Source organism: Iodidimonas nitroreducens, assembly GCA_000710935.1.
GTDB lineage: Bacteria > Pseudomonadota > Alphaproteobacteria > Sphingomonadales > Rhodothalassiaceae > Iodidimonas > Iodidimonas nitroreducens.
On record BAYV01000009.1, the window covers coordinates 111,444 to 134,736 of the forward strand.

The following is a 23,293-nucleotide window of genomic DNA, read 5'->3' on the forward strand; positions in this document are numbered from 1 at the left end:
CGCCCATCCTCAAGCAGCCATGGATTTCAAAAGCGGCTCATAATAGCTGCTGATCGCCGAAGTGACGGCATTGAAATCGGATATCTTATTCACATTATTCCTGAATTCAGCCGATCCCGGCAGGCCTTTGGTATACCAGCCCAAATGCTTTCGGGCCAATCTCACGCCCACATCGGCCCCATAATAATCGATCATATCGCGATAATGATCAAGCACCAGCGCCGCCTGGTCCTCAAGGGATGGATCAGCCAGCTTTTGCCCATTTTTCAAAAAATGCCGAAGCTGATTGATGAACCAGGGCCGGCCATAGGTGCCACGACCCACCATCACCCCATCGGCCCCCGACAGGGCCAAAGCCTGTTCGGCATCTTCATAGCTGTTGATATCGCCATTGGCGATCACCGGCAAATGCACGGCCTCTTTCACCTTGCGGATGAAAGCCCAATCGGCATGGCCGCGATACATCTGGCAGCGGGTGCGGCCATGGACGGTGATCATTTTCACCCCCAGATCCTGAGCGATACGGGCCAGTTCCGGGGCATTGCGGCTGCTATCATCCCAGCCCGTGCGCATTTTCAAGGTAACGGGCACCCGCACGGCATCCACCGTGGCCCGGATCAGGCTGGCGGCATGATCAAGATCACGCATCAAGGCCGAACCGGCATAGCCATTGACCACTTTTTTCACCGGGCAGCCCATATTGATATCGATGATATCGGCTCCCAGATCCTCATTCAGCTTTGCCGCATCCGCCATGCTCGATGCCTTGCAGCCCGCAAGCTGCACCGAAACCGGGCGTTCATCCAAAGTGGCCTGCGCCTTTTTCATCGAATCCCGGGTTTCGCGGATCATCGCTTCCGAGGCGATCATCTCGGTCACCAGCAAAGAGGTGCCAAAGCGCTTCACCAATCGCCGGAAAGGCTGATCGGTCACCCCCGACATCGGGGCGAGGATCACCGGGTCCTTTATTTCAACAGAACCAATCTTTATAGAAGGCGAAAGCCGCGTCATGATCGGCGCTCCATTTCCTGTCGCCACGGTGCTTTGACCGCACTGCCTTAAATTTGAGCAATCTATATGTCACAATCAGCACGAAATGCAACAGATCCGGCCAATCTGCCCCCCCGGCCATCCACCCGGATCGCTGTTCTGATCGTGGCGGCAGGGCGCGGCCAGCGGGCTGGTGAGGGTTTGCCCAAGCAATATCGCTTATTGGGCGGGAAAATGGTTTTAAGCCGCAGCATCGCGGCTTTTGCCTGCCATCCCGCTATTCACAGCATTCATGTGGTAATCAACCCTGATGATCGCGCCCTTTATGATACTGCGGCAGCGAACTTTGATATTGCACCGCCGATCAAGGGCGGCGCCACGCGCCAGGGCTCGGTTCATGCGGGGCTTATGGCGCTGGCCGATGAAAAACAGACCGGCGCACCGCCTGATCTGGTGCTGATCCATGATGCCGCCCGCTGCTTTGTCAGAAAGAACCTGATCGACCGGGTGATCGCGGCCTGTGATGCCGGGTCTGGCGCTATTCCGGCACTGGCGGTGACCGATACCCTAAAGCGCGGCGATGGCGGCCAGATCATCGGCACGGTTTCCCGCGATCAGCTTTGGCGGGCGCAAACCCCGCAAGGCTTTCCCTTCCAGCCCTTGTTGAAAGCCCATCAGAATGCGGCTTTGGCGGGCGAGGAGATGACCGATGATGCCGCCATTGCCGAAGCCGCCGGATTGCCCGTGCGCCTGACCGAGGGCGATGAGGAGAATATCAAATTGACCACGCCTGCCGATTTCGCCCGATATGAAACCCAAAATCATGAACCGCGCACTCTTGAGCCGCGCACTGGTCTCGGCTTTGATGTGCACCGTTTCGAGCCGGGGGATCATCTGTGGCTGTGTGGGATCAGGATCGCGCACAGTGCGGGATTGAAGGGCCATTCCGATGCCGATGTGGGCCTTCATGCCTTGACGGATGCAATTTTAGGGGCTTTGGCGGATGGCGATATCGGCCATCATTTTCCGCCGGATGATCCCCAATGGAAAGGGGCCTCATCGGATCGGTTTCTCGCCCATGCCGGGGGGCTGGTGCGGGCGGCATCGGGGCGGATCAGCCATTGCGATATTACCCTCATTTGCGAACGCCCCAAAATCGGACCCCATATGATGGCCATGCGGCAGAAAATCGCGGATACTCTCGATCTGGATATCCGGCGCATATCGGTAAAGGCGACAACGACCGAGGGCTTGGGCTTTACCGGCCGCCGCGAAGGCATTGCCGCCCAGGCCACGGCCACCGTGCTGCTGCCTGCTCCAGACTAACAGCACATCTCATGGCTGATTTTGAAGCCGGAGCGTTCAGCCCTTAGAAGGAAAGGCCCAAGGCATGACCCCTTTTCCCCCCGTGATTGAAGAAGCGGCGCGTGCCCTTGTCACGGCCTGCCGCGCCCGCTCGATCACGTTGGCGACGGCGGAATCCTGCACGGGTGGATTGATCGGCGCGGCGATCACCGAAATCGCCGGTTCATCCGATGTGTTTGATCGCGGCTTCATCACTTATTCCAATGCCGCAAAACAGGATCTGCTTGATGTGCCCATGGCCCTGATCGAGCAATATGGCGCTGTTTCCGAACCTGTGGCCCGCGCCATGGCCGAAGGGGCCCTGCACCATTCCCGCGCCGATATTGCCGTTTCCGTGACCGGAATTGCCGGCCCCGGGGGTGGGAGCGCCGTTAAGCCTGTGGGGCTGGTGTGGTTCGGGCTGGCCTGCCGGGGGGCCACGACCAAATGCATCCAAAGGGAATTTGGCGATATCGGGCGTGCCGCCGTTCGCATGGAAACCGTGGCGCAGGCCCTTGCCCTGCTCATGCCGGATGATAGAGGATGAAATCCTTGCACTCACCTGATCGTGTGCTGTTTATCCCGCTTTCACCCTATACGCTGTGATTATGAAATTTTTATCCCTTATTCTTGTCGCCTCTTTATTTCATCTGTTTGCGCCCGCAGATCGATCTATGGCGCAAAATATTTCGGCCGGTGATCGGCTCAATCTTTCCATCGCCATGAAAATTGCCGATCATCATGGGGGCCTGCTCTGGCCGGATTTTGAACAGACCCCCAAAACAACCCTTTTGATCGCCCCGGATGAACAGGCGGTGATCTGTGTTGATGATGTGCCAGAAGGCTTTGCGCGGCAGATGCCCGATCTGGGCGGCTGCCCGCTTTATCAGGCCAAAACCCCGCATAATCCCTATCGCATTCGCGCTTTTACCACTTTTGGGCGCAAACCCACCATCATCATCGGCTCGCCCTATACGGCCAATCCTTTTCCCTTATGGATCGGGATCTGGCTGCATGAGCATTTTCATCAATATCAGATGACCATGACGGATTATCAAAAACGCGCCGAAGCCCTGATGCTGGCGGATGAGGGCGATGAAAATGGCGCATGGATGAGCGACTTTCCCTTTCCCTATGCTGATCAAAAGGTGCAAAAAGCGTTTCAATTGCTAAGCGAAAGCCTGGCCGCGGCCCTTGCCGCATCGGATCAGGCGCGCCGCCTTGATCTATTGCACATTCATCTTGATGCTTTAGAGCATTTCAAAAATATCAGTGGTGAAAAGGCGGCGCGCTGGGCCGCTTTCACCGCATGGCAGGAAGGCACCGCCAATTATTTTGAAATGAAAATATTGCAATTGGCAGCCCAAGAGCCGGGCGCCATCTTTGCTGAAGCCCCATCACGACCGGATACCGCCGAATTCAAGCGCTCATCAGATCGGCAATATAATAAAATGATCGCATCTTTGAAATCTGCCGATCTGGGCGAACAGAAATCACTGGCCTTTTATGCCCTGGGCGCGGGCCAAAGCTTTCTGCTCGATGATTTGGATGCCGATTGGCATAAAGATTATCGCAACCGGCCTTTTGATCTTGAGCCTTTATTGCGTGAAGCCCTATCAAAGGCCAGATCGTGAAGGCGGCTTTGGCGCATCGGGCTTCGCATAAACACGGTCGGCGCGTTGCTCGAAAGCCTTGACCATGCGGCTCACCGCCTCAGTGAAAACAGCCCCGGCCAATCGCTCGAACAAGTGATTTTTAAACTCGAAATCCACACAGAAATCGATGGCGCAACCGCCCCCCTCCACCGCGTGGAATATCCATTCATTATGCAAATAGCGCAAAGGGCCGCGAATATAATTCACCTGCACCCGCCGCTTTGGTTCTAATTGCACCTTGGATGTAAAGCGCTCTTTAAAAACCTTGAAGCCGACGATCAAATCCGCCTGAAAGCTGTTGTCGCGCTGATCATAAACCCGGGCGCTAACCAGCCAGGGCAGGAACTGCGGATAGGATGCCACATCCGCCACCAGATCAAACATCTGCTCCGGGCTATAGGGCAGATATTTTCGTTCTTCATGATGCGGCATAAATATTTCGCCAGTCCATGCCTTGAGTCCATGCCTTGTCGTGCCTCGATCAGATCATGCCAAATCCTGGCAAGCGGCATACAGATTATTGATTTGTCGTTTGATTTTGGGATTGCCTTTGCAGACGCTCTTCCCGGGCGGCCCGCAAGCGCAAAAAATCATCCCCCGCATGATAGCTTGATCGGGTGAGCGGCGATGCCGAGACCATCAAAAAGCCCTTGGCCCGCGCCAATTGTTCAAAATTGGCAAAATCATCCGGGGTTACAAAGCGATCCACCTTGGCATGGCGGGGGGTGGGTTGCAGATATTGCCCGATGGTCAGAAAATCGATATCCGCCGAGCGCATATCATCCATCACCTGGCTCACCTCAAGACGCTCTTCACCCAAACCGACCATCACACCGGATTTGGTGAAAATCGAAGGATCAACCCGCTTCACGGTTTCAAGCAGCTTCAGGGAATGATAATAGCGCGCCCCGGGGCGAATGGTTGGATAAAGCCGGGGAACGGTTTCCAGATTATGGTTGAACACATCAGGGCGGGCTTCGGCCACCCGCTCGATAGCACCGGCCTTGTGCCGGAAATCGGGGGTGAGAATTTCAATCGTGGTCCCCGGTGAGCGGCTGCGCAATTCTTCGATCACCCGCACAAACTGATGCGCGCCGCCATCATCGAGATCATCGCGATCCACCGATGTGATAACGATATGCTCCAGCCCCATCTCGCCGCAGGCTTCGGCCACATGAACCGGTTCCAGCACATCCACCTTGCCGGGCATCCCGGTCTTGATATTGCAAAAAGCGCAGGCGCGGGTGCAGGTGTCGCCCAAAATCATCACGGTGGCATGTTTTTTCTGCCAGCATTCGCCGATATTGGGGCACGCCGCTTCTTCGCACACCGTATTCAGCCCCAAGCGCCGCATCAGCTTTTTGGTTTCAGCAAATTCCTTGGAAACCGGGGCTTTGACCCGCAGCCAATCGGGCTTGCGCTGATAAGGTGTGTTATCGCGGATGGGTGTAATTTCGGTCATCGATCACTTCCGTTTAAAAAGAATTTGGCTGCCTTACCATAGCTTGCCTGCTTTGTCTCGAACACCGTCATGAACGCATAAGAGACATGCAAGACCATCAGGCATTACCCAAATGAAAGAGACATGCCGCGTGCAAGATAATCCGGCAATATCGTCTCCTCATCGGTAATCGCCTGATTGATTTGCTCTTCGGTCAGATTGCGCACATCGCTTAAATCTGCGCCTTTCAAAATCGTGCCTTTCAATCGGGTGTTTTTAAGATTAGCTCCAACGAGGCTCGCTTTTGAAAGATTTGCATTTTCCAGATTGGCCTCTTCCAAATCAGCCCCATCCAAGCGAACGCAGCCGATTGCCGCCCCGGCCAAATTGATGGGGGGATAATCCTTTCGCAATGCCTTCAGGTCTTTGCGAAATTTTGCGCTATGGGCACCATATGAACTAGCCATGATCGGCATCCCCGCTTTCATCAACATCATCATTCTGGATTATATAGTTTATCATTTCCTGAATGTCAGGCGTGACATTTTCTGAAGAGTCTTCTCTGATCCGCGCCTGAAAAATCTCAACCGTTTTAAAATCGAGATCCGGGTAATTTTCAACAATACCCATGAGAGTATAAACCGCGCCCAGCCTTATGGCGAGATGCTCATGATATAATTGCTCAACAGCTTTATTAAAAAGCTCGGTTGCATGCGCCCTGCGATTAAGATGCGCCTGCTCTCCGGCATGCTTTGCCTGTTTATCAATGGCGCGACTTCTAACAAATGCAAAAATGAGACCGGCAATGATACCAAGACTGACAATCCAATCCTGAACAACGCCGCTTTCCTGTAAAAGCCACTCAAGCATTCACAATCCCACCACCAAAACCAAGTCTATAGCCTAATAATGGATGGCCCGATCATAGGCATCGAGCACGCTTTCATGCATCATTTCCGAAAGCGTGGGATGCGGGAAGATGGTGTGCATCAGTTCGGCTTCTGTGGTTTCCAGCGATTTTGCCACGGCATAGCCCTGGATCAGCTCCGTGACCTCGGCCCCAATCATGTGGGCGCCCAGCAATTCGCCGCTTTTGGCATCGAATATAGTTTTGATGAAGCCTTCCGGTTCGCCCAAGGCAATCGCCTTGCCATTACCGATGAAGGGAAATTTTCCCACCTTCACGCTGTGACCGGCATCTTTGGCGGCGGCTTCGGTCAGGCCCACAGATGCAATTTGCGGGCGAGAATAGGTGCAGCCGGGGATCAGCTCTTTCTTCATCGGGTGCAGCCCCTTTATTCCTGCGATTTTTTCAACAGCAATCACCCCTTCATGGCTGGCTTTATGGGCAAGCCAGGGCGGACCGGAAATATCCCCAATCGCCCAGATGCCATCAACGCCGGTGTGGCCCCATTCATCGGCCACCACATGGCCGCGATCCACCTTTACGCCTGCCTCTTCAAGGCCAAGATTTTCCACATTGCCAGTGATGCCGATGGCCAGAATCACCCGGTCCACGGTCATATCCGTGCTTTTGCCGTCCTTGCCCTTGATCGTGGCCGTAACACTATCGGATTTGGTGGCGATCTTCTCAACACTGGCCTCAAGGATGAATTTCATCCCCTGCTTTTCAAACTGCTTTTTGGCAAAGGCTGAAACCTCGGCATCTTCCACCGGCACGATACGATCCATCATCTCTACGATGGTGACCTCAGCCCCCATATCGCGATAAAAGCTCGCAAATTCGATCCCAATGGCCCCCGATCCCACAACAAGCAGGGATTTGGGCATGGTTTCCGGCGTCATGGCGTGTTTATAGGTCCACACAAGCTTGCCATCAGCCTTCAGATGCGGCAATTCCCGCGCCCGTGCGCCGGTGGCAAGGATGATGTTCTTCGCTTCTAATTCAGTGGTTTTGCCGTCCGCCTTCACACTGACCTTGCCTTTGCCCTTCAGCCGGGCTTCGCCCATGATGGTGGTGACCTTGTTCTTCTTCAAAAGCCCCTTCACCCCGGCATTCAACTGCCCCGCCACCTTGCGCGAGCGTTCAACCACTTTCTTGAGATCAAAGCCAACCTCTTTGACAGACAAGCCAAAACTGGACGCATTATCCAGATAATGTTTGATCTCGGATGTTCGCAAAAGCGCCTTGGTGGGGATGCAGCCCCAATTGAGGCAGATGCCCCCCAGATGCTCGCGTTCGATGATCGCGGTTTTCAGCCCCAATTGCGCCGCGCGAATGGCTGCCACATAGCCGCCCGGCCCGGCCCCGATCACGACAAGATCAAATTTTGTATCGCTCATCCGTTTTTCCTTTTCCTGTCGTCAGCTCACAAAAGCATGGTCATGGGGTCTTCGATATAGCCTTTGAAGGCGGCGAGGAATTCCGCCCCGATCGCCCCATCCAGAACCCGGTGATCCACCGCCAATGTCACGCTCATCATCAACTTCACAGCCACCGCATCATCAACCACCACAGCCCGCTTTTCCCCGGCGCCAACAGCCAGAATGGCCCCTTGCGGCGGATTGATCACCGCGCCGAACTCCCGAATGCCAAACATGCCGAGATTGGAGATCGAAAAGGTGCCACCCTGATAATCTTCAGGCATCAGCTTGCCATCACGGGCTTTCGTGGCCAGATCCTTCATCTCGCGGCTGATGGTGGCAAGCCCCTTTGCCCCGGCATCGCGGATCACCGGTGTGATCAGCCCGCCATCAATGGCCACGGCCACCGATATATCCTGCCGTTTGAACAGATAGGCCTTATCACCCGCAAACATCGCATTGGCCGCCGGCACCTTTTTGAGCGCCAGGGCCGAAGCGCGGATGATGAAATCATTGACCGAGATTTTGACCCCCTCGCCTTCCAAACGGGCATTGAGGTCCTTGCGCTGGGCCATCAGCTTTTCAAGGCTTACATCGATGGTCAGATAGAAATGCGGCACATGGGATTTCGATTGGGTCATGCGCTTGGCGATCACCTTGCGCATTCCCGACAATTTCACCTCATCATAAGGAATATCGGCGGGCGGCACAAAGCCCGGCGCATCCACAGCCCCTGCTCCTGCCCTCGGCCCCGCAGCCGCTTTTTCTGCCGGAGCGGCCTTATCCGCTGAGGCGGCTTTCGGTTGATCAGCGCGGGCGGGCGCACCCCCTTCTTTGGCGGCATCAATATCGGCCTTGATGATCCGCCCCTTGGGGCCGCTGCCAGTGATGGCGGTGAGATCAAGCCCCGCCTGCTGGGCCAAGCGACGGGCAAGGGGGGAGGCAAAAATCCGCTCGCCCTCAGCCGTTTCAGGCGCGGGCGGCGCTTTGGACTCGCCAGAATCCGAATCATCAGATTTTGAACCGGATTTTGGGGCTTCAGTCTTCCGGGCCTCCACCTTTGGCGCGCCCTCCTGATCCTTGGCGGCGTCTTTTTTCGCCCCCCCGCCAGCGCCTTCAAGAGCGCTTTCATCCTCGCCTTCTTCCAAAAGGATGGCGATCACATCATTCACCGGAACATCTTCGGTGCCTTCGGAAATCAAAATTTTGCCCACGCGCCCTTCATCGATAGCTTCCACCTCCATGGTGGCTTTATCGGTTTCGATCTCGGCAATGATATCGCCCGAGGCCACGGTGTCTCCTTCACTGACCAGCCATTTGGCCAGCGTTCCCTTTTCCATCGTGGGCGACAGAGCAGGCATGAGAATTTCGATGGGCATGAAGCTGATCCCTCTTCTAAGCGGAGCGGTGCACAAGAAAGCGCACCTCCTGAAACTGGCGTGCCATTCTTTTTGCACAGCCGGATGAAAAATCTCAATGCCGGGATTGAGACAGGAGCCGATATCGCAAAAATTTTATCCCCTCAAAAGACCGGGTGAAAATTCCCGACCCTTGAAGCGGATCATCGCGACCCGCCCGCCAAAGACGGGCCGCAAAAAAGATAGAAAAGCCTGTGGATCATCCGCGATAGCATACTTTTTTCACGGCCTCGACGATCCGCTCCGGCGAAATCAGCCATAATTTTTCCAGATTGGCGGCATAGGGCGTGGGGGTGTCTTCATCCGTCACCCGCAAAACCGGCGCATCCAGATAATCAAAGGCATCTTCCATCAGGCGCGCGGAAATCTCGCTGGCAATCGAGCATGTGGGCCAGCCTTCTTCCGCCACCACGCAGCGATTGGTTTTGCGGACCGAGCGGGCCACCGTTTCCATATCCAGCGGGCGCAAAGTGCGCAGATCCACCACTTCAACGCTCACTCCTTCATCCGCCAGCTTATCTGCGGCGCTCAGGGCCTCGCGCACGGCGATGGAATAGGCAACGATGGTCACATCCGTGCCTTCCCGCACGATCTTCGCCTTGCCGATGGGCAGCACGAAATCATCAAGCTTGGGTACATCAAAGCTTTGGCCATAGATGATTTCATTTTCCAAAAACACCACAGGATTGGGATCGCGGATGGCCGCTTTCAACAAGCCCTTGGCATCGGATGCAGAATAAGGCGCCACAACCTTCAAGCCGGGAATGGCGGCATACCAGGGCGCATAATTCTGGCTGTGCTGGGCTGCCACCCGCGCTGCCGCCCCATTGGGGCCCCGAAACACAATCGGCACATCCACCTTGCCGCCCGCCATATAGCGCTGTTTGGCTGCGGAATTGATAATATGATCAATCGCCTGCATGGCAAAATTAAAGGTCATGAATTCAACGATGGGCTTCAATCCGCCCAAAGCCGCGCCGGTACCAAGACCAGCAAAGCCATATTCGGTGATCGGCGTATCGATCACGCGTTTCGCGCCAAATTCATCGAGCAGGCCCTGAGTGACCTTGTAGGCACCTTGATATTCCGCCACTTCCTCGCCCATGATAAACACGGCCTCATCCCGCCGCATTTCTTCGGCCATAGCATCGCGCAGGGCCTCGCGCACGGTTTGCTTGATCATCTCGGTGCCAGCGGGGATTTCCACCTCCATGGGCGGGGCGGCTTCAGCGGGGCGCGAGGGCCGCTTTGGCGCATCATCATCCGATTTGGCCGCCGCCTCATCATCGTCAGCAGCAGATTTCGCAGCTTCTTTGGGCTTTTTATCTTCGGCCCGGGATGCGGCTTCCTTTAGATCCGCGCTCTCTTCGCCCTCTTCCAAAAGCAGGGCGATCACCTGCCCCACGGGCACATCTTCGCTTCCCTCATCCACCAAAAGCTTGCCAATGGTGCCTTCATCCACGGCTTCCACTTCCATCGTGGCTTTATCGGTTTCGATCTCGGCGATGATATCGCCAGCGGTTACCGCATCGCCCTCTTTTTTCAGCCATTTCGATAAGGTGCCAGACTCCATGGTAGGAGACAGCGCGGGCATTGTAATTTCAATAGGCATGGTTGTCTCGCGCTCCTCAAGACTCGACAAGAATGTCGGTATAAAGCTCAGACGGATCGGGTTCGGGGGCATTGCGGGCAAAATCCGCAACCTCCGAAATCTCGTCTTTGATCTCTTTGTCGATGGCTTTCAGGGTTTCTTCGTCCACACCATCTTCGATCAGCCGCTTTTTGATGAATTCGATTGGATCGCGTTCCTCACGCGTGGTTTGCACCTCATCGCGGGACCGGTATTTCGCCGGATCAGACATCGAATGGCCGCGATAGCGATAGGTTTTCAGCTCCAAAAGAATCGGGCCATTGCCTTCGCGCACATATTTCACCGCATCATCGGCAGCGGCACGCACTTCCAGCACATTCATGCCATCCACAAGCCTGCCGGGAATGCCAAAGCTTTCCCCGCGCTTGTATAATTCCTGCTGCCCCGATGACCGCGCAACCGATGTGCCCATGGCATATTGATTGTTTTCGATCACATAAATAACCGGCAGGTTCCAAAGCTTGGCCATATTGAAGGCTTCATAAACCTGGCCCTGATTGGCTGCACCATCGCCAAAATAGGTCAGCACTACATTATCCGTGCCTTTATATTTGGCCGCGAAACCAAGGCCGGTGCCAAGGGGAACCTGCGCCCCGACAATGCCATGGCCGCCAAAAAATCCGGCTTTGGGGTCAAACATATGCATCGAGCCGCCCTTGCCCTTGGCAATGCCTGCGGCCCGGCCGGTTAATTCCGCCATCACCGATTTAGGGGTGGCCCCGGTGATGATCGCATGGCCATGGGCGCGATAGCCGGTGATGATATTATCACCCTTTTTAAGGGCTGATTGCAGACCTACGGCCACGGCTTCCTGACCAATATAAAGATGGCAAAAGCCACCGATCAGGCCCATGCCATACATCTGGCCGGCTTTTTCTTCAAAGCGGCGAACAAGCGACATCTGTTTAAAGAAATCCAGCATTTCGTCACGGCTCGCCTTATATTCATGCGATGCCTTGGAATTGCTACCGGTTTTGCTGGATCGAGGGGAAGGAGTCTTTGCCATCGAGCGATCCGTCTTTGCGAGGAACGGGAAACTATGAATGGACAAACCGACCACGGCGAAACCGCATGTCACGCTCAATCGCCACCAAAGCAGGATGAACGCTGTCTGTCCGCCCCATCAATATCGGCGGGAGACGCTTATTTCAAAGAAAAAGCGCTTGATGGCAAGCTTGTGATCATGCTGCGATGCAATAATAATGCGCGAAAGCTCTAAAAAGCGATCATTCAATGCGGCGCAATCAAGTCATCCGGGTTTAAAATCAGAATTTCATCTTGATGCACAAAGCCCAAAGACCGCCGCACCTGCTCATCAAGCATATCGGGATCAAGATGATCGGGCCGCAATAAAGCCACCCGTGCCTCAAGCGCTGCGCGCTTCTGAGCAATCTGGGCGGCTTTTCTTTCCATGATATCGGTTTGCCGCGACAAATCCCGCAAAGCCAGAAAGCCAAGCTGGCCCATGATGGAATGAACCAGAAAATAGCCCAAAAGCAAAACAAGGACGGCCGGAATCATAGCCCTGTGCATGCGGCGGCTGATGGAAATGGATGAACGCATAAACGAATCGAATCACATGCACGAACCGAGATCAAGGGAAAAGATTTTATAAGGCTTTTGATGGTTCTTTGGAGGATCGTCATTTTAAACGGATATGCGTGTATTTGGTTCGTTTATTATTGACATTGTACCAATATGGTTATATTTCTTCTGATGAAGGAGGAGCAGCCCATGAACCATGATCAGATTCTCGACGATATTCTCCGCCGCGAAGGGGGCTTTGTGGATGATCCGGATGATCCCGGTGGCCCCACAAATCTTGGGATCACCTTAAAAACACTGAGCGATTGGCGACAGGCCCCGGCCACTATTGATGATTTGCAGGCCTTGAGCCGGGATGAGGCCAAACAGATTTATGCGGCCCGCTATATCAAAGACCCGGGGCTGGACCGTCTGCCCCCGGCTGTGCAACCTATTTTAATCGATGCTGCCATTCATATGGGGCCAAGCGAGGCCATCCGGCTTTTGCAAAGGGTGCTGAATGCGGTGAGCGGCCCCGCCATCGCGGAAGATGGCCTGATGGGCCCCTTGAGCCGGACGCGGGCGCAATCGGAATATGAACGCCTTGGCCCGGCCTTTCTGGCAAGCCTGCTTGAAGAGCGCCGCCGTTTTTATTTTCGCCTCACCGCCCGACGCCCGGTTCTGGCAAAATTTTTGCGAGGATGGCTCAACAGATTGGCCGATTTCAACGTTGAAAAGAGCCTGTTGAACTCTCGCGAAAGGGGGCTGGCCTGATGCCCCTGCCCCTCATCACCGGGCTTGCCGATAAACTATTCGGCATTGTTGACAGCCTTGTCACCGACAAGGATCAGGCCGCCCTTTTAAAACACGAGCTCGACATGACCTTGTCAAAGCTCAATCTGGCGCAAATGGCTGTCAATGCTGAGGAAGCCAGGCACGCCTCGTTGTTTGTGGCGGGCTGGCGGCCTTTCATCGGCTGGGTGTGTGGCGCGGCTTTGGCATGGGAGTTCATCGGCGCGCCGGTGGGGCAATGGGCGCTCACCGCAGCCGGTCTGGAACTGACCTATGCCCTGCCCCAAGTGGCATCGGGCGATTTGATGGAGTTGGTTCTGGCGATGCTGGGCCTTGCAGGCTTGCGCAGCTATGAAAAGCGCGCGGGTGTTTCCCGAACCCGGATCAGATGATCAGTGCCAAATAAAAAAGGATGCGGCTTTCACACCGCATCCTTTTTCTGAGCTTAACCTAACAAGCCCCTGTTTTTAATTATTTTTGTTTCAGTGCATAAAGGCCCGCATAATCGGCGGCACTTGAAAGCTCTTCTTCGATCCGGATCAACTGATTATATTTTGCCAAACGATCGGACCGCGCCAGCGAACCGGTTTTGATCTGTCCGCAATTAGTGGCCACCGCCAGATCGGCGATGGTTGAATCTTCGGTTTCACCCGAACGATGTGACATCACCGCCGTATAGCCTGCCCGGTGCGCCATATCGACGGCGGCCAGGGTTTCGGTCAATGTTCCAATCTGGTTCACCTTGATCAGAATGGAATTGGCGATCTGTGATGAAATCCCCCGCGACAAGCGCACGGGATTGGTGACAAACAGATCATCACCCACCAATTGCACCTTTTGACCAAGGCTTTTGGTCAACGCCGCCCAGCCATCCCAATCATCTTCGGCCATGCCATCTTCGATGGAAACGATGGGATAATCCGTGACCAGCTTTTCCCAATAGGCCACCAATTCATCAGAGCCAAGGGTTTTCCCTTCGCCCGCCAGCACATATTTGCCATCCTTATAAAATTCGGTCGAGGCGGCATCCATCGCCAAAAGCACATCTTCGCCAGCGCGATAGCCGGCATCGGCTATGGCTTCCATGATCACATCCAAAGCCTGATTTGTACTATTGAGCGCCGGGGCAAATCCCCCCTCATCGCCCACCGAGGTGGACAAGCCCATCTTGCCAAGCTTTTTCTTCAGGGCATGAAACACTTCCGCCCCCATGCGCACGGCATCGGCCATGGTGCCCGCGGTAACCGGCATGATCATGAATTCCTGCACATCGATGGCATTATCGGCATGTTCGCCGCCATTGATGATGTTCATCATCGGCAAGGGCAAAACCCGCGCCGAAGGGCCGCCCAGATAGCGATAAAGGGGTTGCCCCAAACCATCGGCAGCCGCCTTCGCCATGGCAAGGCTGACACCCAGAATGGCATTGGCCCCAAGCCTGCCCTTGTTTTCCGTGCCATCTAGATCGATCATGATCTGATCGAGCTCCACCTGATCTTCGGCATCAAGGCCCGAGAGGGCATCGAAAATCTCGCCATTCACGGCTTCAACGGCTTTCAGCACGCCTTTACCGCCATAGCGGCTGCCGCCATCGCGCAATTCGATGGCTTCATGGGCACCAGTGGAAGCCCCCGAAGGCACGGCCGCGCGGCCAAAACCGCCATTATCAAGGATGACATCCACCTCGACCGTGGGATTGCCGCGAGAATCAAGAATTTCACGACCAATGATATCAAGAATGGCACTCAAGATGATTTCTCCTGAAAAGCGCAATATTATAAGGAAAGAGTCTGCCTATCCCTACTCTGTTCAGGGCCTTTCGGGCAACTGCCTTGGCCACATGTTCTAAAGATTAAAGGCCGATTTCGCTGCTTTCGAGATCAATTTTCGTTCAGACGGATCAAGATCTTCATGGGTGGCTTCGGTGATGCCAAATCCGGCTTCAGCGGGCAGCAAAAAGCGCCTTTGCCCCGGCCCGATGATTTCCGGGATGATGGTAATGATCGGGGTTCGGCGCGCCTGCTGCATGGCTTCGGCCACCGTTTGGGCCCGCGATAGCTTCATCAGATTGAGCCGGGTGGGAAACATCAGGGGCCGTGTGCCCTGTTCCCATGCCTTGAGCAGATCCTGGGGCCGCCACCAATCAAGGTGAATATTTTCAATGCCATCCGATGATGGCCTTTGGCCTATGGGTGCGGGTGCCAGATAAAAGCGGGTATCAAAGCGTTTTGGCGATAATTCCGGGGTGATCCAATGGGCAAAGGGCACCAGTTCATCGGGCCGAAACAAAAGTCCCGCCCGCCGAGCAAAAGCCGATAATGTCAACCCCCCACCCTGCAAGGCATGGCGGTAGCGCTGGGCCAGATGCTGGCGTTTCACCTCGCTCAAACGCCCGGATTGCAGCCGGGCGCGCAAAAGGCCGGTTTCTTCAAAAAGCTCACGCAGGGCGGCCAGGCGAAAGGCATCATAAGGGCCCAAACGCCGGGCGCTTTTCCCTGCTGGGCGCTCGATATGCCTGATGAGGGCGGCGCTGGCATCGCCACGATCCACCCGCCCACCGGGGAATACCATCATCCCGCTGGCAAAGCGCATGGCACGGCTGCGCTCCACCATCAGAACCTCAAGCCCAGCAATCCCATCGCGCACCAGTAAAAGCGATGCCGCCGGGGCCGCGCGCACAGGCTTGAAACCATGGGCCATAAGGCTCATGCGTTCACCGCTTCCAAAACGCCATCAAGGCCTCCGAGGGCATCGATAAGAGCCGGGGTGACACGATAATATCCCGCCAGATCGATGGTGACATCCCCACCCCCGCTCAAAGGGACGATCAGGCTGATCCGGCCGCGACCCCCTTTGAAATGATCGGTCTGGCTTTTGATCTCCGGTAAAGGGCGGGCATCGCTGATCACGATATCGAGGACGGATTCCACCTGTTCGGCAATGGTTTCCAGCGAGATGATGGATTTCGCCGATAATCTGACCGCATCATCATCGGGCCGCCTGCGCACCTCGACATCAAGAACGACAGGGGCACCCTTTTCAGCCAGAATCCGGGCATTATCCAAGCCATCTTCAAACACCATCACCTCGAACCCGCCCGAAGCATCAGACAGGACAAACACCCCGAAGGGCCGGTTTTTAACCCGCGATCTCCGCTCTCCATAGCTTTCGATGGCCCCGGCCATCTTAACGGTCATGCCCGCATAATCGGGGCCGGAGGTGACTTCGGCGGCAGATTTCACCCGATAATGATGCAAGATGGTGGCATAGCTATCCAAAGGATGCGCCGACAGATAAAACCCCACCGCCGAAAGCTCTTTGGCCAGCAAGGTGGCGCTATCCCATGGCTTTACAGTGGGAAGCTTGGGGCGCTGATCAAGATCGGGGCTGCCATCCGCAGCCGCAAACAGGCTGGTCTGATTGCTTTTTTTCATCGCCATGGTGGCCTGGGCATGACGCATCAGAAAATCCGATGCCTCAACGATCCGCGCCCGATTGGATTCCAAGCCATCAAAAGCCCCGGCGGCGGCCAGATGATCGATCTGTCGACGATTGATCAGGCTGGGGTCCAAACGTTCGGCAAAATCATAAAGATCCGCATAAGGGCCATGGGCCGTGCGCTCGGCAATGATCTGCTCCATCGCCTTTTCCCCCACACCCTTGATGGCCGCCAAAGCATAGCGAATGCATAAGCCTGCTTTGGGATCACCGGCGGCAGGCGGTGGTGTATCCTTTTCCATTGGGGCCTTTTCCACCCGGAAATGAACGGCAGAGGCATTGACATCGGGGCGCAGCAGATCAATGCCCATTTTCACGAGTTCTTTTTTGAACATCCCAAGCTTGTCGGTATTGTTCATATCAAGGGTCATGGTAGCGGCCATGAACTCAACCGGAAAATTCGCCTTCAGATAGGCTGTGTGATAGGCGACAAGGGCATAAGCGGCGGCATGGGATTTATTGAACCCATAGCCTGCGAATTTTGCCAGAAGGTCGAAAATTTCATGGGCCTTTTCATCCGGCACAGCTTTTTCACGCGCGCCGCTGATGAAACGATCCCGCTGCTTATCCATTTCCGCAGCGATTTTCTTGCCCATCGCCCGGCGCAGCAGATCGGCTTCGCCCAGGCTATAGCCCGCCATCACCTGGGCGATCTGCATCACCTGTTCCTGATAGATCGCAATGCCATAGGTTTCTTCCAGAATATGGGCGATCATCGCATGGGGATAGATCACCGCCTCCTTGCCATGCTTGCGGCTGATATAGGTGGGGATATTTTCCATAGGCCCAGGGCGATAAAGCGCCACGATAGCGATGATATCCTCGAATTTATCGGGCTTCAGCCCCTTCAGCATCGCCCGCATCCCGGTCGATTCAAGCTGGAACACACCTGCGGTATCGCCATCGGCCAAAAGCGCGAAGGTTTTGGGATCATCAAGGGGCAAAGACGACAGATCGATGCGGATCCCCCGTTCGGCAATATAATGGATGGCATAATCAAGAACGGTAAGGGTTTTGAGCCCCAGAAAATCGAATTTCACAAGCCCCGCCTGTTCCACCCATTTCATATTGAATTGGGTGACCGGCATGGGCGAACGGGGATCGCGATAAAGCGGCACCAGTTCATCAAGGGGGCGATCGCCGATCACCACCCCGGCGGCATGGGTGGAGGCATGGCGATAAAGACCTTCAAGCTGCAAAGCCCGGTCGATCACCTGTGCAGTCAGGGGATCTTCGCGCCGGGCTTCCCGCAGGCGGGCCTCACCCGCAATCGCTTCGGCCAGGGTTTTGGGATCGGCGGGATTGTTCGGCACCAGCTTGCACAAACGATCGGTCACCGGATAGGGCTGTTGCATCACCCGGCCCACATCGCGCAAAACTGCCCGCGCCTGTAATTTCCCAAAGGTGATGATCTGGGCCACCTGATCAAAGCCGTATTTATCCTGAACATAGCGGATGACTTTTTCCCGCTTGTCCTGACAGAAATCGACATCGAAATCGGGCATGGAAACCCGTTCGGGATTGAGAAACCGCTCAAACAGCAAGGAAAAACGCAAGGGATCAAGATCGGTGATCCGCAAAGCCCAGGCCACCAAAGACCCGGCCCCCGATCCACGCCCCGGCCCCACCGGAATGCCATGATTCTTCGCCCATTTGATGAAATCGGAAACGATCAGAAAATAGCCCGGAAAGCCCATATCATTGATGACGCCAAGCTCATAATTCAGACGTTCATGATAGGGCTTTGCCTTTTCCAATTGAGCGGCTTCATTGTCTTGTGCGAGATAGACCGCCTGATCGAGCCGCTCCAGCAGGCCCGCTTGCGCCTCATTGCGCAAGAGTTCGGCCTCAGAAAGGCCCGTATGGGAAGCAAAATTGGGCAGGATCGGCGCCACAATATCAAGCTTATAAGCGCAGCGCTTGGCGATGATCAGGCTATTGTCGATGGCTTCGGGCAGATCGGCAAATAAAGCCCGCATCCGGGCCGCCGATTTAAAACCATGCTCGGGCGTCAGCCGCCGCCGTTCGGGTGTCTCGACATAGGTGCCTTGGGCAATGCACAAAAGCGCATCATGGGCTTCATACATTTTTTCATCGGGAAAAAAGCATTGATTGGTGGCGATCAGCGGAAGATCGCGGGCATAGGCCTGATCCAGAAAAACAGGCTCGGTCGTCTTTTCCTGGGGCAGGCCATGGCGTTGCAGCTCGATATAAAGGCGGCCGGGAAAAAGCCCTGTCAGATCATCAAGAAGGGCATTGGCTTTATCCATCTGGCCATCATGGATCAAATGGCCTAAGGGTCCAAAAGCGCCGCCGGTAAAGGCGATCAGGCCATCGCTGCGGCCCGGTTCCTTCAAGGCTTCAAGGGTGATATGGGCCGGTTCATAGCCATCGCTTTCCAGATGCGCTTTTGATACCAGCTTCATCAGATTGCCATAGCCGATCTTGTTTTTCGCCAATAAAACAATGGATTGTGGATCGGGTTTGCGGCCATTGGACGGCCCCGCCTGATAGGGATTGAGCAGCGGTAAGGTCACCCCGATGATCGGCTGCACACCGGCAGCGGCCATGGTTTGAGAAAATTCAAGGGCACCGAATAAATTGGCGGTATCGGTGATGGCCACAGCAGGCATCCCCTCAGCCTTGCACAAGCTGGCCAAATCCTTGATATGGATCGCCCCTTCCAGCAGGGAATAGGCCGAATGCACTCTTAAATGAACGAAATCCGCACAGGCCATCAGCTTCAACCCGCCTTTATTTCCAGCCAACGATCACGGCACCCATGATCATCATCGCCAGCACCGGCATGCCTTCATTGATGGCAAAAAGCCGGATCGATCTATTTTCAAACACATAAACCGGTAAAGCCGCAGGCACCGAAATCATCAGGCTGACAAAAAGCCCCATCAGCGCCCCCATAAACCAATGGGTGATCCCCAGCAAATGCGCCAGCAAAGCCAGCCCCAAAGCCAGAATGAGCGCCGCCAAAAACGCATAGAGCAAGGCCGGAAACATCCCGCGCTGCTCGATATCTTCGGCACCAAAGCGGTTCTCATCCATCCAGCGCCGCCCCAAAGCCAGCGGCGAATACCACATCGCAGCCACCCCCATATAGATGATCGCCGCAATGGCAATGGCCGGATAATTTAATTGAAACAAGATCATGATGGATGCTCCCACTTGCAAAAGGATGGTTCTTTATACGCGCTGGGGCTACACAAGAGAAGGAAAACACAAAACCCTTCGCTTGCATTCGGGGCATCAATCCGTGATCAAACGCCCTTCACGCAGGGTAAGAATGCGATCCATCCGCCCGGCCAGACCGGGATTATGGGTTGCCACCAAAGCCGCCAATCCCTGTTCCCGGGCAACATCCACCAATTCGTTCATTACCCGCCCGGCGGTCGATTCATCCAGATTGCCGGTGGGTTCATCGGCCAGCAAAACCGCCGGTTTATTGGCCAAGGCGCGGGCGATGGCCACACGCTGCTGCTCGCCGCCCGAAAGCTGCCCGGGGCGGTGATGCAAACGATCCGCCAAGCCTAAGCGGCTGAGACTTTCGGTTGCCCGGGCTTCGGCCTGCGGCTTGGGCACCCCGGCAATGGTGAGGGGCATGGCGACATTTTCAAGGGCGGAAAATTCCGGCAAAAGATGATGAAACTGATAGACAAAGCCCAGCTTTCCAAGCCGTAGCTTCGTGCGCTCCCGCTCGGATGCGGCGGCGCAGGGCGTGCCTTCGATCCACACTTCGCCCGAGGTGGGGCGTTCCAGCAAGCCCGCGCTGTGCAAAAGGGTGGATTTGCCGGCCCCGCTCTGCCCCATCAGCCCAACGATCTCACCGGGTTCGACAGACAGGCTGACATCATGCAGAACCTCAAGGCTGCGCGGCCCCTGACGATAGATTTTTGTGAGCGCGACGATGGCGATGGCGGCGGTCATTCATACCTCAAAACATCAACGGGATCGAGACGCGCCGCCCGCAAGGACGGGGGCAAGGTGGCGAGAAAAGACAGTATCAGCGCCATGGAAACGATGATCACCACTTCCACAGGATCGACGAGCGCCGGAATTTCCGACAGGAACCGCACCTCGGCATTCCACAGATCGGTTCCCGTGAAGGCTTCGAGCACAGATTTGATCGCCTCGATATTGAGGCAGAACAGCACCCCGATAATGACCCCCAAAGCCGTGCCCACCACCCCCACGCTCGCGCCCGATATGATGAAAATCCGCATGATCGAACCCTGGCTCGCCCCCATGGTGCGCAGGATCGCCACATCCCGGGCCTTGTCTTTCACCAGCATGATCAGGCTGGAAATGATATTGAAGGCCGCCACCACGATGATCAGGGTGAGGATCAAAAACATCACATTGCGCTCCACATCAAGCGCCGACACAAGGCTTTGATTGGTTTGCCGCCAAGTGGTCACATAGCTCATCGCGCCTGCCGCCTGATCGATGGGGGCAAGATAGCGCTCCACATCTTCAGGACGTTCCACCATCACCTCGATATTGGTGACCGCATTGCCATAGCGAAAAAATGTCTGGGCTTCGGCTAAGGGCATGCCGATAAACAGATTATCAAAATCATAGATCCCCACATCAAGGGTGGCCGCCACCTCAAAGGCGATCCCCCGGGGCAAGGAGCCAAAGGGCGTGGCGGTAAAGCTTGGGGCGATCAGCGTCACTTCGTCACCGGCATCAACGCCTAAGCTGCGGGCCAGACGATAGCCCATGACGATGGTGCGTTCAAAATCAAGACGCTGCAAATTTCCGCTGCGAATGGTCATGCCATCGAGCTTCGAGAAATCGAGGTCTTCATCAGGCAGGCCGCGCACAAAAGCGCCCGAAGCCCGGCCATCCTTGATCGCCATCACCTGTGCATGAATATAGGGCGAGGCTGATACCACCCCATCCACCTTGCGAATGGCTGCGCTGATGGCCCCATAATCAACGATTTCATTGGCCACGCCGGAAACGATGACATGGCCATTAAAGCCCAGAAGCTTCGAGACCAATTCGGCACGAAAGCCATTCATCACCGACATCACGATGATCAGGGTCGCCACCCCCAGCATGATCCCCAAAAAAGAGAAAATGGCAATCAGCGAGATAAACCCATCCGAACGGCGTGCGCGCAGATAGCGCATCGCCACCGACCATTCAAAGCGCGAAATCAAAAGACTTCATCCTTTTCCACCCGCCAGCTTGGCAAAAGCGGCTTCGGCTGTCAGTTCTTCGCGTTCGCCGGTGGCCCGGTTTTTCAGTTCCACTACCCCGGCTTTCAGCCCGCGCGGCCCCAGCATCACCTGCCATGGCAAACCGATCAGATCCATCTTGGCGAATTTGCCACCCGCCCGTTCGGCGCTATCATCATAAAGAACATCAACACCCGCGCGGCCCAGCTTGTCATAAAGATCATCGCAGGCGGCAGCGCAGGCCGGATCATCGCCGCGCAGATTAATCAGTCCCACCCGCCAAGGGGCCACGCTTTCAGGCCAGATGATGCCATTATCATCATGGCTGGCTTCGATGATCGCCCCCACCAGCCTTGATACCCCAATGCCATAAGAGCCCATATGCACGGTGATCTTCTCGCCATCCGCGCCCTGCACCACAGCCCCCATGGGTTCAGAATATTTGGTGCCGAAATAGAAAATATGGCCCACCTCGATCCCCCGACCGGTCATGAGCATATGATCAGCAGGCACATTCTGGCCTTTGGGATCATGCATTTCCTCGGTCGCGGCATAAAGGCTGGTCCAATGATCGACGATGGGCTGCAGATCGCCATCATAATCAATGTCTTCGCCTGGAATTTCAAAGCGGTTGAAAGCATGATCATAAAAAACCGCACTTTCCCCGGTGGGGGCCAGCACGATGAATTCATGGCTCAGATCGCCACCAATAGGGCCGGTATCGGCGCGCATGGGGATGGCCCGCACGCCAAGGCGGGCAAAGGTGCGCAGATAGGCGACAAACATCCGGTTATAGGAACGCCGCGCCGCCGCCTCATCCAGATCGAAGGAATAATTATCCTTCATCAGAAATTCACGACCCCGCATGACCCCGAAACGCGGGCGGATTTCATCGCGGAATTTCCACTGGATCTGATAAAGATTGCGCGGCAGATCCTTATAGCTTTTGATCGAATTGCGGAAAATATCGGTCACCTGCTCTTCATGGGTGGGACCAAAAAGCATTTCCCGCTCATGGCGATCAACGATCCGCAACATTTCAGGGCCATAGGCATCATAGCGGCCCGATTGCCGCCACAAATCAGCCTGCTGCACGCTGGGCATCAGCACTTCCTGAGCGCCGGCGCGATCCTGTTCTTCGCGCACGATCCGTTCCACATTGCGAAGCACCCGCAACCCCATGGGCAGCCAGCTATAGATCCCGGCCGCCGCCTGACGGATCATGCCGCTTCGCAACATAAGCCGGTGGGAAATGATTTGGGCTTCAGCCGGCGTTTCTTTCATTACCGGCAGAAAAAGTTTTGACAGGCGCATGAGCAGCGAATCTTTCTGACATAAAGTGTGGAAGGCAACCGATAACGGTTTATCTTCCTTTTGCCAAACACAATGGACCCAAGGCAAATGCATTCTGATGCGCAATGACGCAATATCCGAATAAAAATGTGGCATATCGGCAA

The 23,293-nt window shown here is 55.4% G+C and carries 23 protein-coding genes; 6 read left to right on the forward strand and 17 right to left on the reverse strand.

Going from position 1 to position 23,293, the window contains the following annotated elements:
• Positions 1-9: 9 nt before the first annotated feature.
• Complete coding sequence (dusB, locus tag AQ1_RS03795; RefSeq protein WP_042084401.1) at positions 10-1,011, reverse strand: tRNA dihydrouridine synthase DusB; 1,002 nt, start codon at positions 1,009-1,011, stop codon at positions 10-12.
• A 66-nt stretch (positions 1,012-1,077) separates the two neighbouring features.
• Between dusB and AQ1_RS03800 the strand changes: the two genes are divergently transcribed.
• The 3 genes from AQ1_RS03800 to AQ1_RS03810 all read left to right on the forward strand — a co-directional run bounded on the left by AQ1_RS03800 (position 1,078) and on the right by AQ1_RS03810 (position 3,968).
• Positions 1,078-2,316, forward strand: coding sequence for a bifunctional 2-C-methyl-D-erythritol 4-phosphate cytidylyltransferase/2-C-methyl-D-erythritol 2,4-cyclodiphosphate synthase (locus AQ1_RS03800; protein WP_081837052.1), 1,239 nt, complete (start codon positions 1,078-1,080; stop codon positions 2,314-2,316).
• A 64-nt stretch (positions 2,317-2,380) separates the two neighbouring features.
• Complete coding sequence (locus tag AQ1_RS03805; RefSeq protein WP_042084403.1) at positions 2,381-2,881, forward strand: CinA family protein; 501 nt, start codon at positions 2,381-2,383, stop codon at positions 2,879-2,881.
• 127 nt (positions 2,882-3,008) lie between these two features.
• Positions 3,009-3,968 carry a hypothetical protein gene (locus tag AQ1_RS03810; RefSeq protein ID WP_152550381.1) on the forward strand — a complete coding sequence of 320 codons (960 nt, stop codon included), beginning with the start codon at positions 3,009-3,011 and terminating at the stop codon, positions 3,966-3,968.
• On the opposite strand, the gene AQ1_RS03815 is transcribed toward AQ1_RS03810, so the two are convergent.
• The 8 genes from AQ1_RS03815 to pdhA all read right to left on the reverse strand — a co-directional run bounded on the left by AQ1_RS03815 (position 3,951) and on the right by pdhA (position 11,830).
• Entirely contained in the window at positions 3,951-4,421 is a 471-nt protein-coding gene (locus tag AQ1_RS03815) for a type II toxin-antitoxin system RatA family toxin (RefSeq protein WP_042084409.1), read from the reverse strand. The two genes, AQ1_RS03810 and AQ1_RS03815, sit on opposite strands and share 18 nt — an antisense overlap.
• Positions 4,422-4,506: 85 nt before the next feature.
• Positions 4,507-5,451 (reverse strand): lipoyl synthase, encoded by a 945-nt coding sequence (gene lipA / locus AQ1_RS03820; RefSeq protein ID WP_042084411.1) that lies wholly within the window; start codon positions 5,449-5,451, stop codon positions 4,507-4,509.
• Positions 5,452-5,555: 104 nt separating this feature from the next.
• On the reverse strand, positions 5,556-5,930 hold the full coding sequence (locus tag AQ1_RS15405) for a pentapeptide repeat-containing protein (RefSeq protein WP_081837053.1): 375 nt from the start codon (positions 5,928-5,930) through the stop codon (positions 5,556-5,558).
• The gene (locus tag AQ1_RS03830) at positions 5,890-6,300 is read right to left on the reverse strand and encodes a hypothetical protein (RefSeq protein ID WP_042084415.1); all 411 of its coding nucleotides are present in this window, start codon (positions 6,298-6,300) and stop codon (positions 5,890-5,892) included. The genes AQ1_RS15405 and AQ1_RS03830 overlap by 41 nt, the downstream gene beginning before the upstream one ends.
• Positions 6,301-6,333: 33 nt before the next feature.
• A complete protein-coding gene (lpdA, locus tag AQ1_RS03835) occupies positions 6,334-7,734 on the reverse strand; it encodes a dihydrolipoyl dehydrogenase (RefSeq protein ID WP_042084417.1) in 1,401 nt (466 codons plus the stop codon).
• 26 nt (positions 7,735-7,760) lie between these two features.
• A complete protein-coding gene (locus tag AQ1_RS03840) occupies positions 7,761-9,134 on the reverse strand; it encodes a pyruvate dehydrogenase complex dihydrolipoamide acetyltransferase (RefSeq protein ID WP_042084419.1) in 1,374 nt (457 codons plus the stop codon).
• A 238-nt stretch (positions 9,135-9,372) separates the two neighbouring features.
• Positions 9,373-10,785: a pyruvate dehydrogenase complex E1 component subunit beta gene (locus AQ1_RS03845; protein ID WP_042084421.1), complete on the reverse strand. Its 1,413-nt coding sequence runs from the start codon at positions 10,783-10,785 to the stop codon at positions 9,373-9,375.
• Positions 10,786-10,801: 16 nt separating this feature from the next.
• Positions 10,802-11,830, reverse strand: a complete 1,029-nt coding sequence (gene pdhA, locus AQ1_RS03850) for a pyruvate dehydrogenase (acetyl-transferring) E1 component subunit alpha (protein ID WP_042084423.1) — start codon at positions 11,828-11,830, stop codon at positions 10,802-10,804.
• A gap of 33 nt (positions 11,831-11,863) precedes the next feature.
• Between pdhA and AQ1_RS15050 the strand changes: the two genes are divergently transcribed.
• The gene (locus tag AQ1_RS15050; protein WP_152550382.1) at positions 11,864-12,043 is read left to right on the forward strand and encodes a hypothetical protein; all 180 of its coding nucleotides are present in this window, start codon (positions 11,864-11,866) and stop codon (positions 12,041-12,043) included.
• Between the two features lie 11 nt (positions 12,044-12,054).
• Here the strand turns inward: AQ1_RS15050 and AQ1_RS03855 are convergent, their stop codons facing one another.
• On the reverse strand, positions 12,055-12,345 hold the full coding sequence (locus AQ1_RS03855; protein ID WP_161760412.1) for a septum formation initiator family protein: 291 nt from the start codon (positions 12,343-12,345) through the stop codon (positions 12,055-12,057).
• Positions 12,346-12,558: 213 nt separating this feature from the next.
• Between AQ1_RS03855 and AQ1_RS03860 the strand changes: the two genes are divergently transcribed.
• Complete coding sequence (locus AQ1_RS03860; protein WP_042084428.1) at positions 12,559-13,122, forward strand: glycoside hydrolase family 108 protein; 564 nt, start codon at positions 12,559-12,561, stop codon at positions 13,120-13,122.
• Positions 13,122-13,532 carry a 3TM-type holin gene (locus AQ1_RS03865; RefSeq protein WP_042084431.1) on the forward strand — a complete coding sequence of 137 codons (411 nt, stop codon included), beginning with the start codon at positions 13,122-13,124 and terminating at the stop codon, positions 13,530-13,532. Before AQ1_RS03860 ends, AQ1_RS03865 begins: the two co-directional genes overlap by 1 nt.
• Before the next feature lie 79 nt (positions 13,533-13,611).
• Here the strand turns inward: AQ1_RS03865 and eno are convergent, their stop codons facing one another.
• The 7 genes from eno to proS all read right to left on the reverse strand — a co-directional run bounded on the left by eno (position 13,612) and on the right by proS (position 23,150).
• On the reverse strand, positions 13,612-14,889 hold the full coding sequence (eno, locus tag AQ1_RS03870) for a phosphopyruvate hydratase (RefSeq protein ID WP_042084617.1): 1,278 nt from the start codon (positions 14,887-14,889) through the stop codon (positions 13,612-13,614).
• Positions 14,890-14,985: 96 nt separating this feature from the next.
• On the reverse strand, positions 14,986-15,849 hold the full coding sequence (locus AQ1_RS03875) for an NUDIX hydrolase (protein WP_052370899.1): 864 nt from the start codon (positions 15,847-15,849) through the stop codon (positions 14,986-14,988).
• The gene (dnaE, locus tag AQ1_RS03880; RefSeq protein WP_462686960.1) at positions 15,846-19,406 is read right to left on the reverse strand and encodes a DNA polymerase III subunit alpha; all 3,561 of its coding nucleotides are present in this window, start codon (positions 19,404-19,406) and stop codon (positions 15,846-15,848) included. The genes AQ1_RS03875 and dnaE overlap by 4 nt, the downstream gene beginning before the upstream one ends.
• On the reverse strand, positions 19,393-19,803 hold the full coding sequence (locus AQ1_RS03885) for a DUF1761 domain-containing protein (protein WP_042084433.1): 411 nt from the start codon (positions 19,801-19,803) through the stop codon (positions 19,393-19,395). Before AQ1_RS03885 ends, dnaE begins: the two co-directional genes overlap by 14 nt.
• Before the next feature lie 96 nt (positions 19,804-19,899).
• Entirely contained in the window at positions 19,900-20,577 is a 678-nt protein-coding gene (locus tag AQ1_RS03890) for an ABC transporter ATP-binding protein (protein WP_042084434.1), read from the reverse strand.
• Entirely contained in the window at positions 20,574-21,788 is a 1,215-nt protein-coding gene (locus AQ1_RS03895) for a lipoprotein-releasing ABC transporter permease subunit (protein ID WP_081837067.1), read from the reverse strand. The genes AQ1_RS03890 and AQ1_RS03895 overlap by 4 nt, the downstream gene beginning before the upstream one ends.
• A gap of 36 nt (positions 21,789-21,824) precedes the next feature.
• Entirely contained in the window at positions 21,825-23,150 is a 1,326-nt protein-coding gene (gene proS / locus AQ1_RS03900) for a proline--tRNA ligase (RefSeq protein WP_042084621.1), read from the reverse strand.
• Between the last annotated feature and the right edge of the window lie 143 nt (positions 23,151-23,293).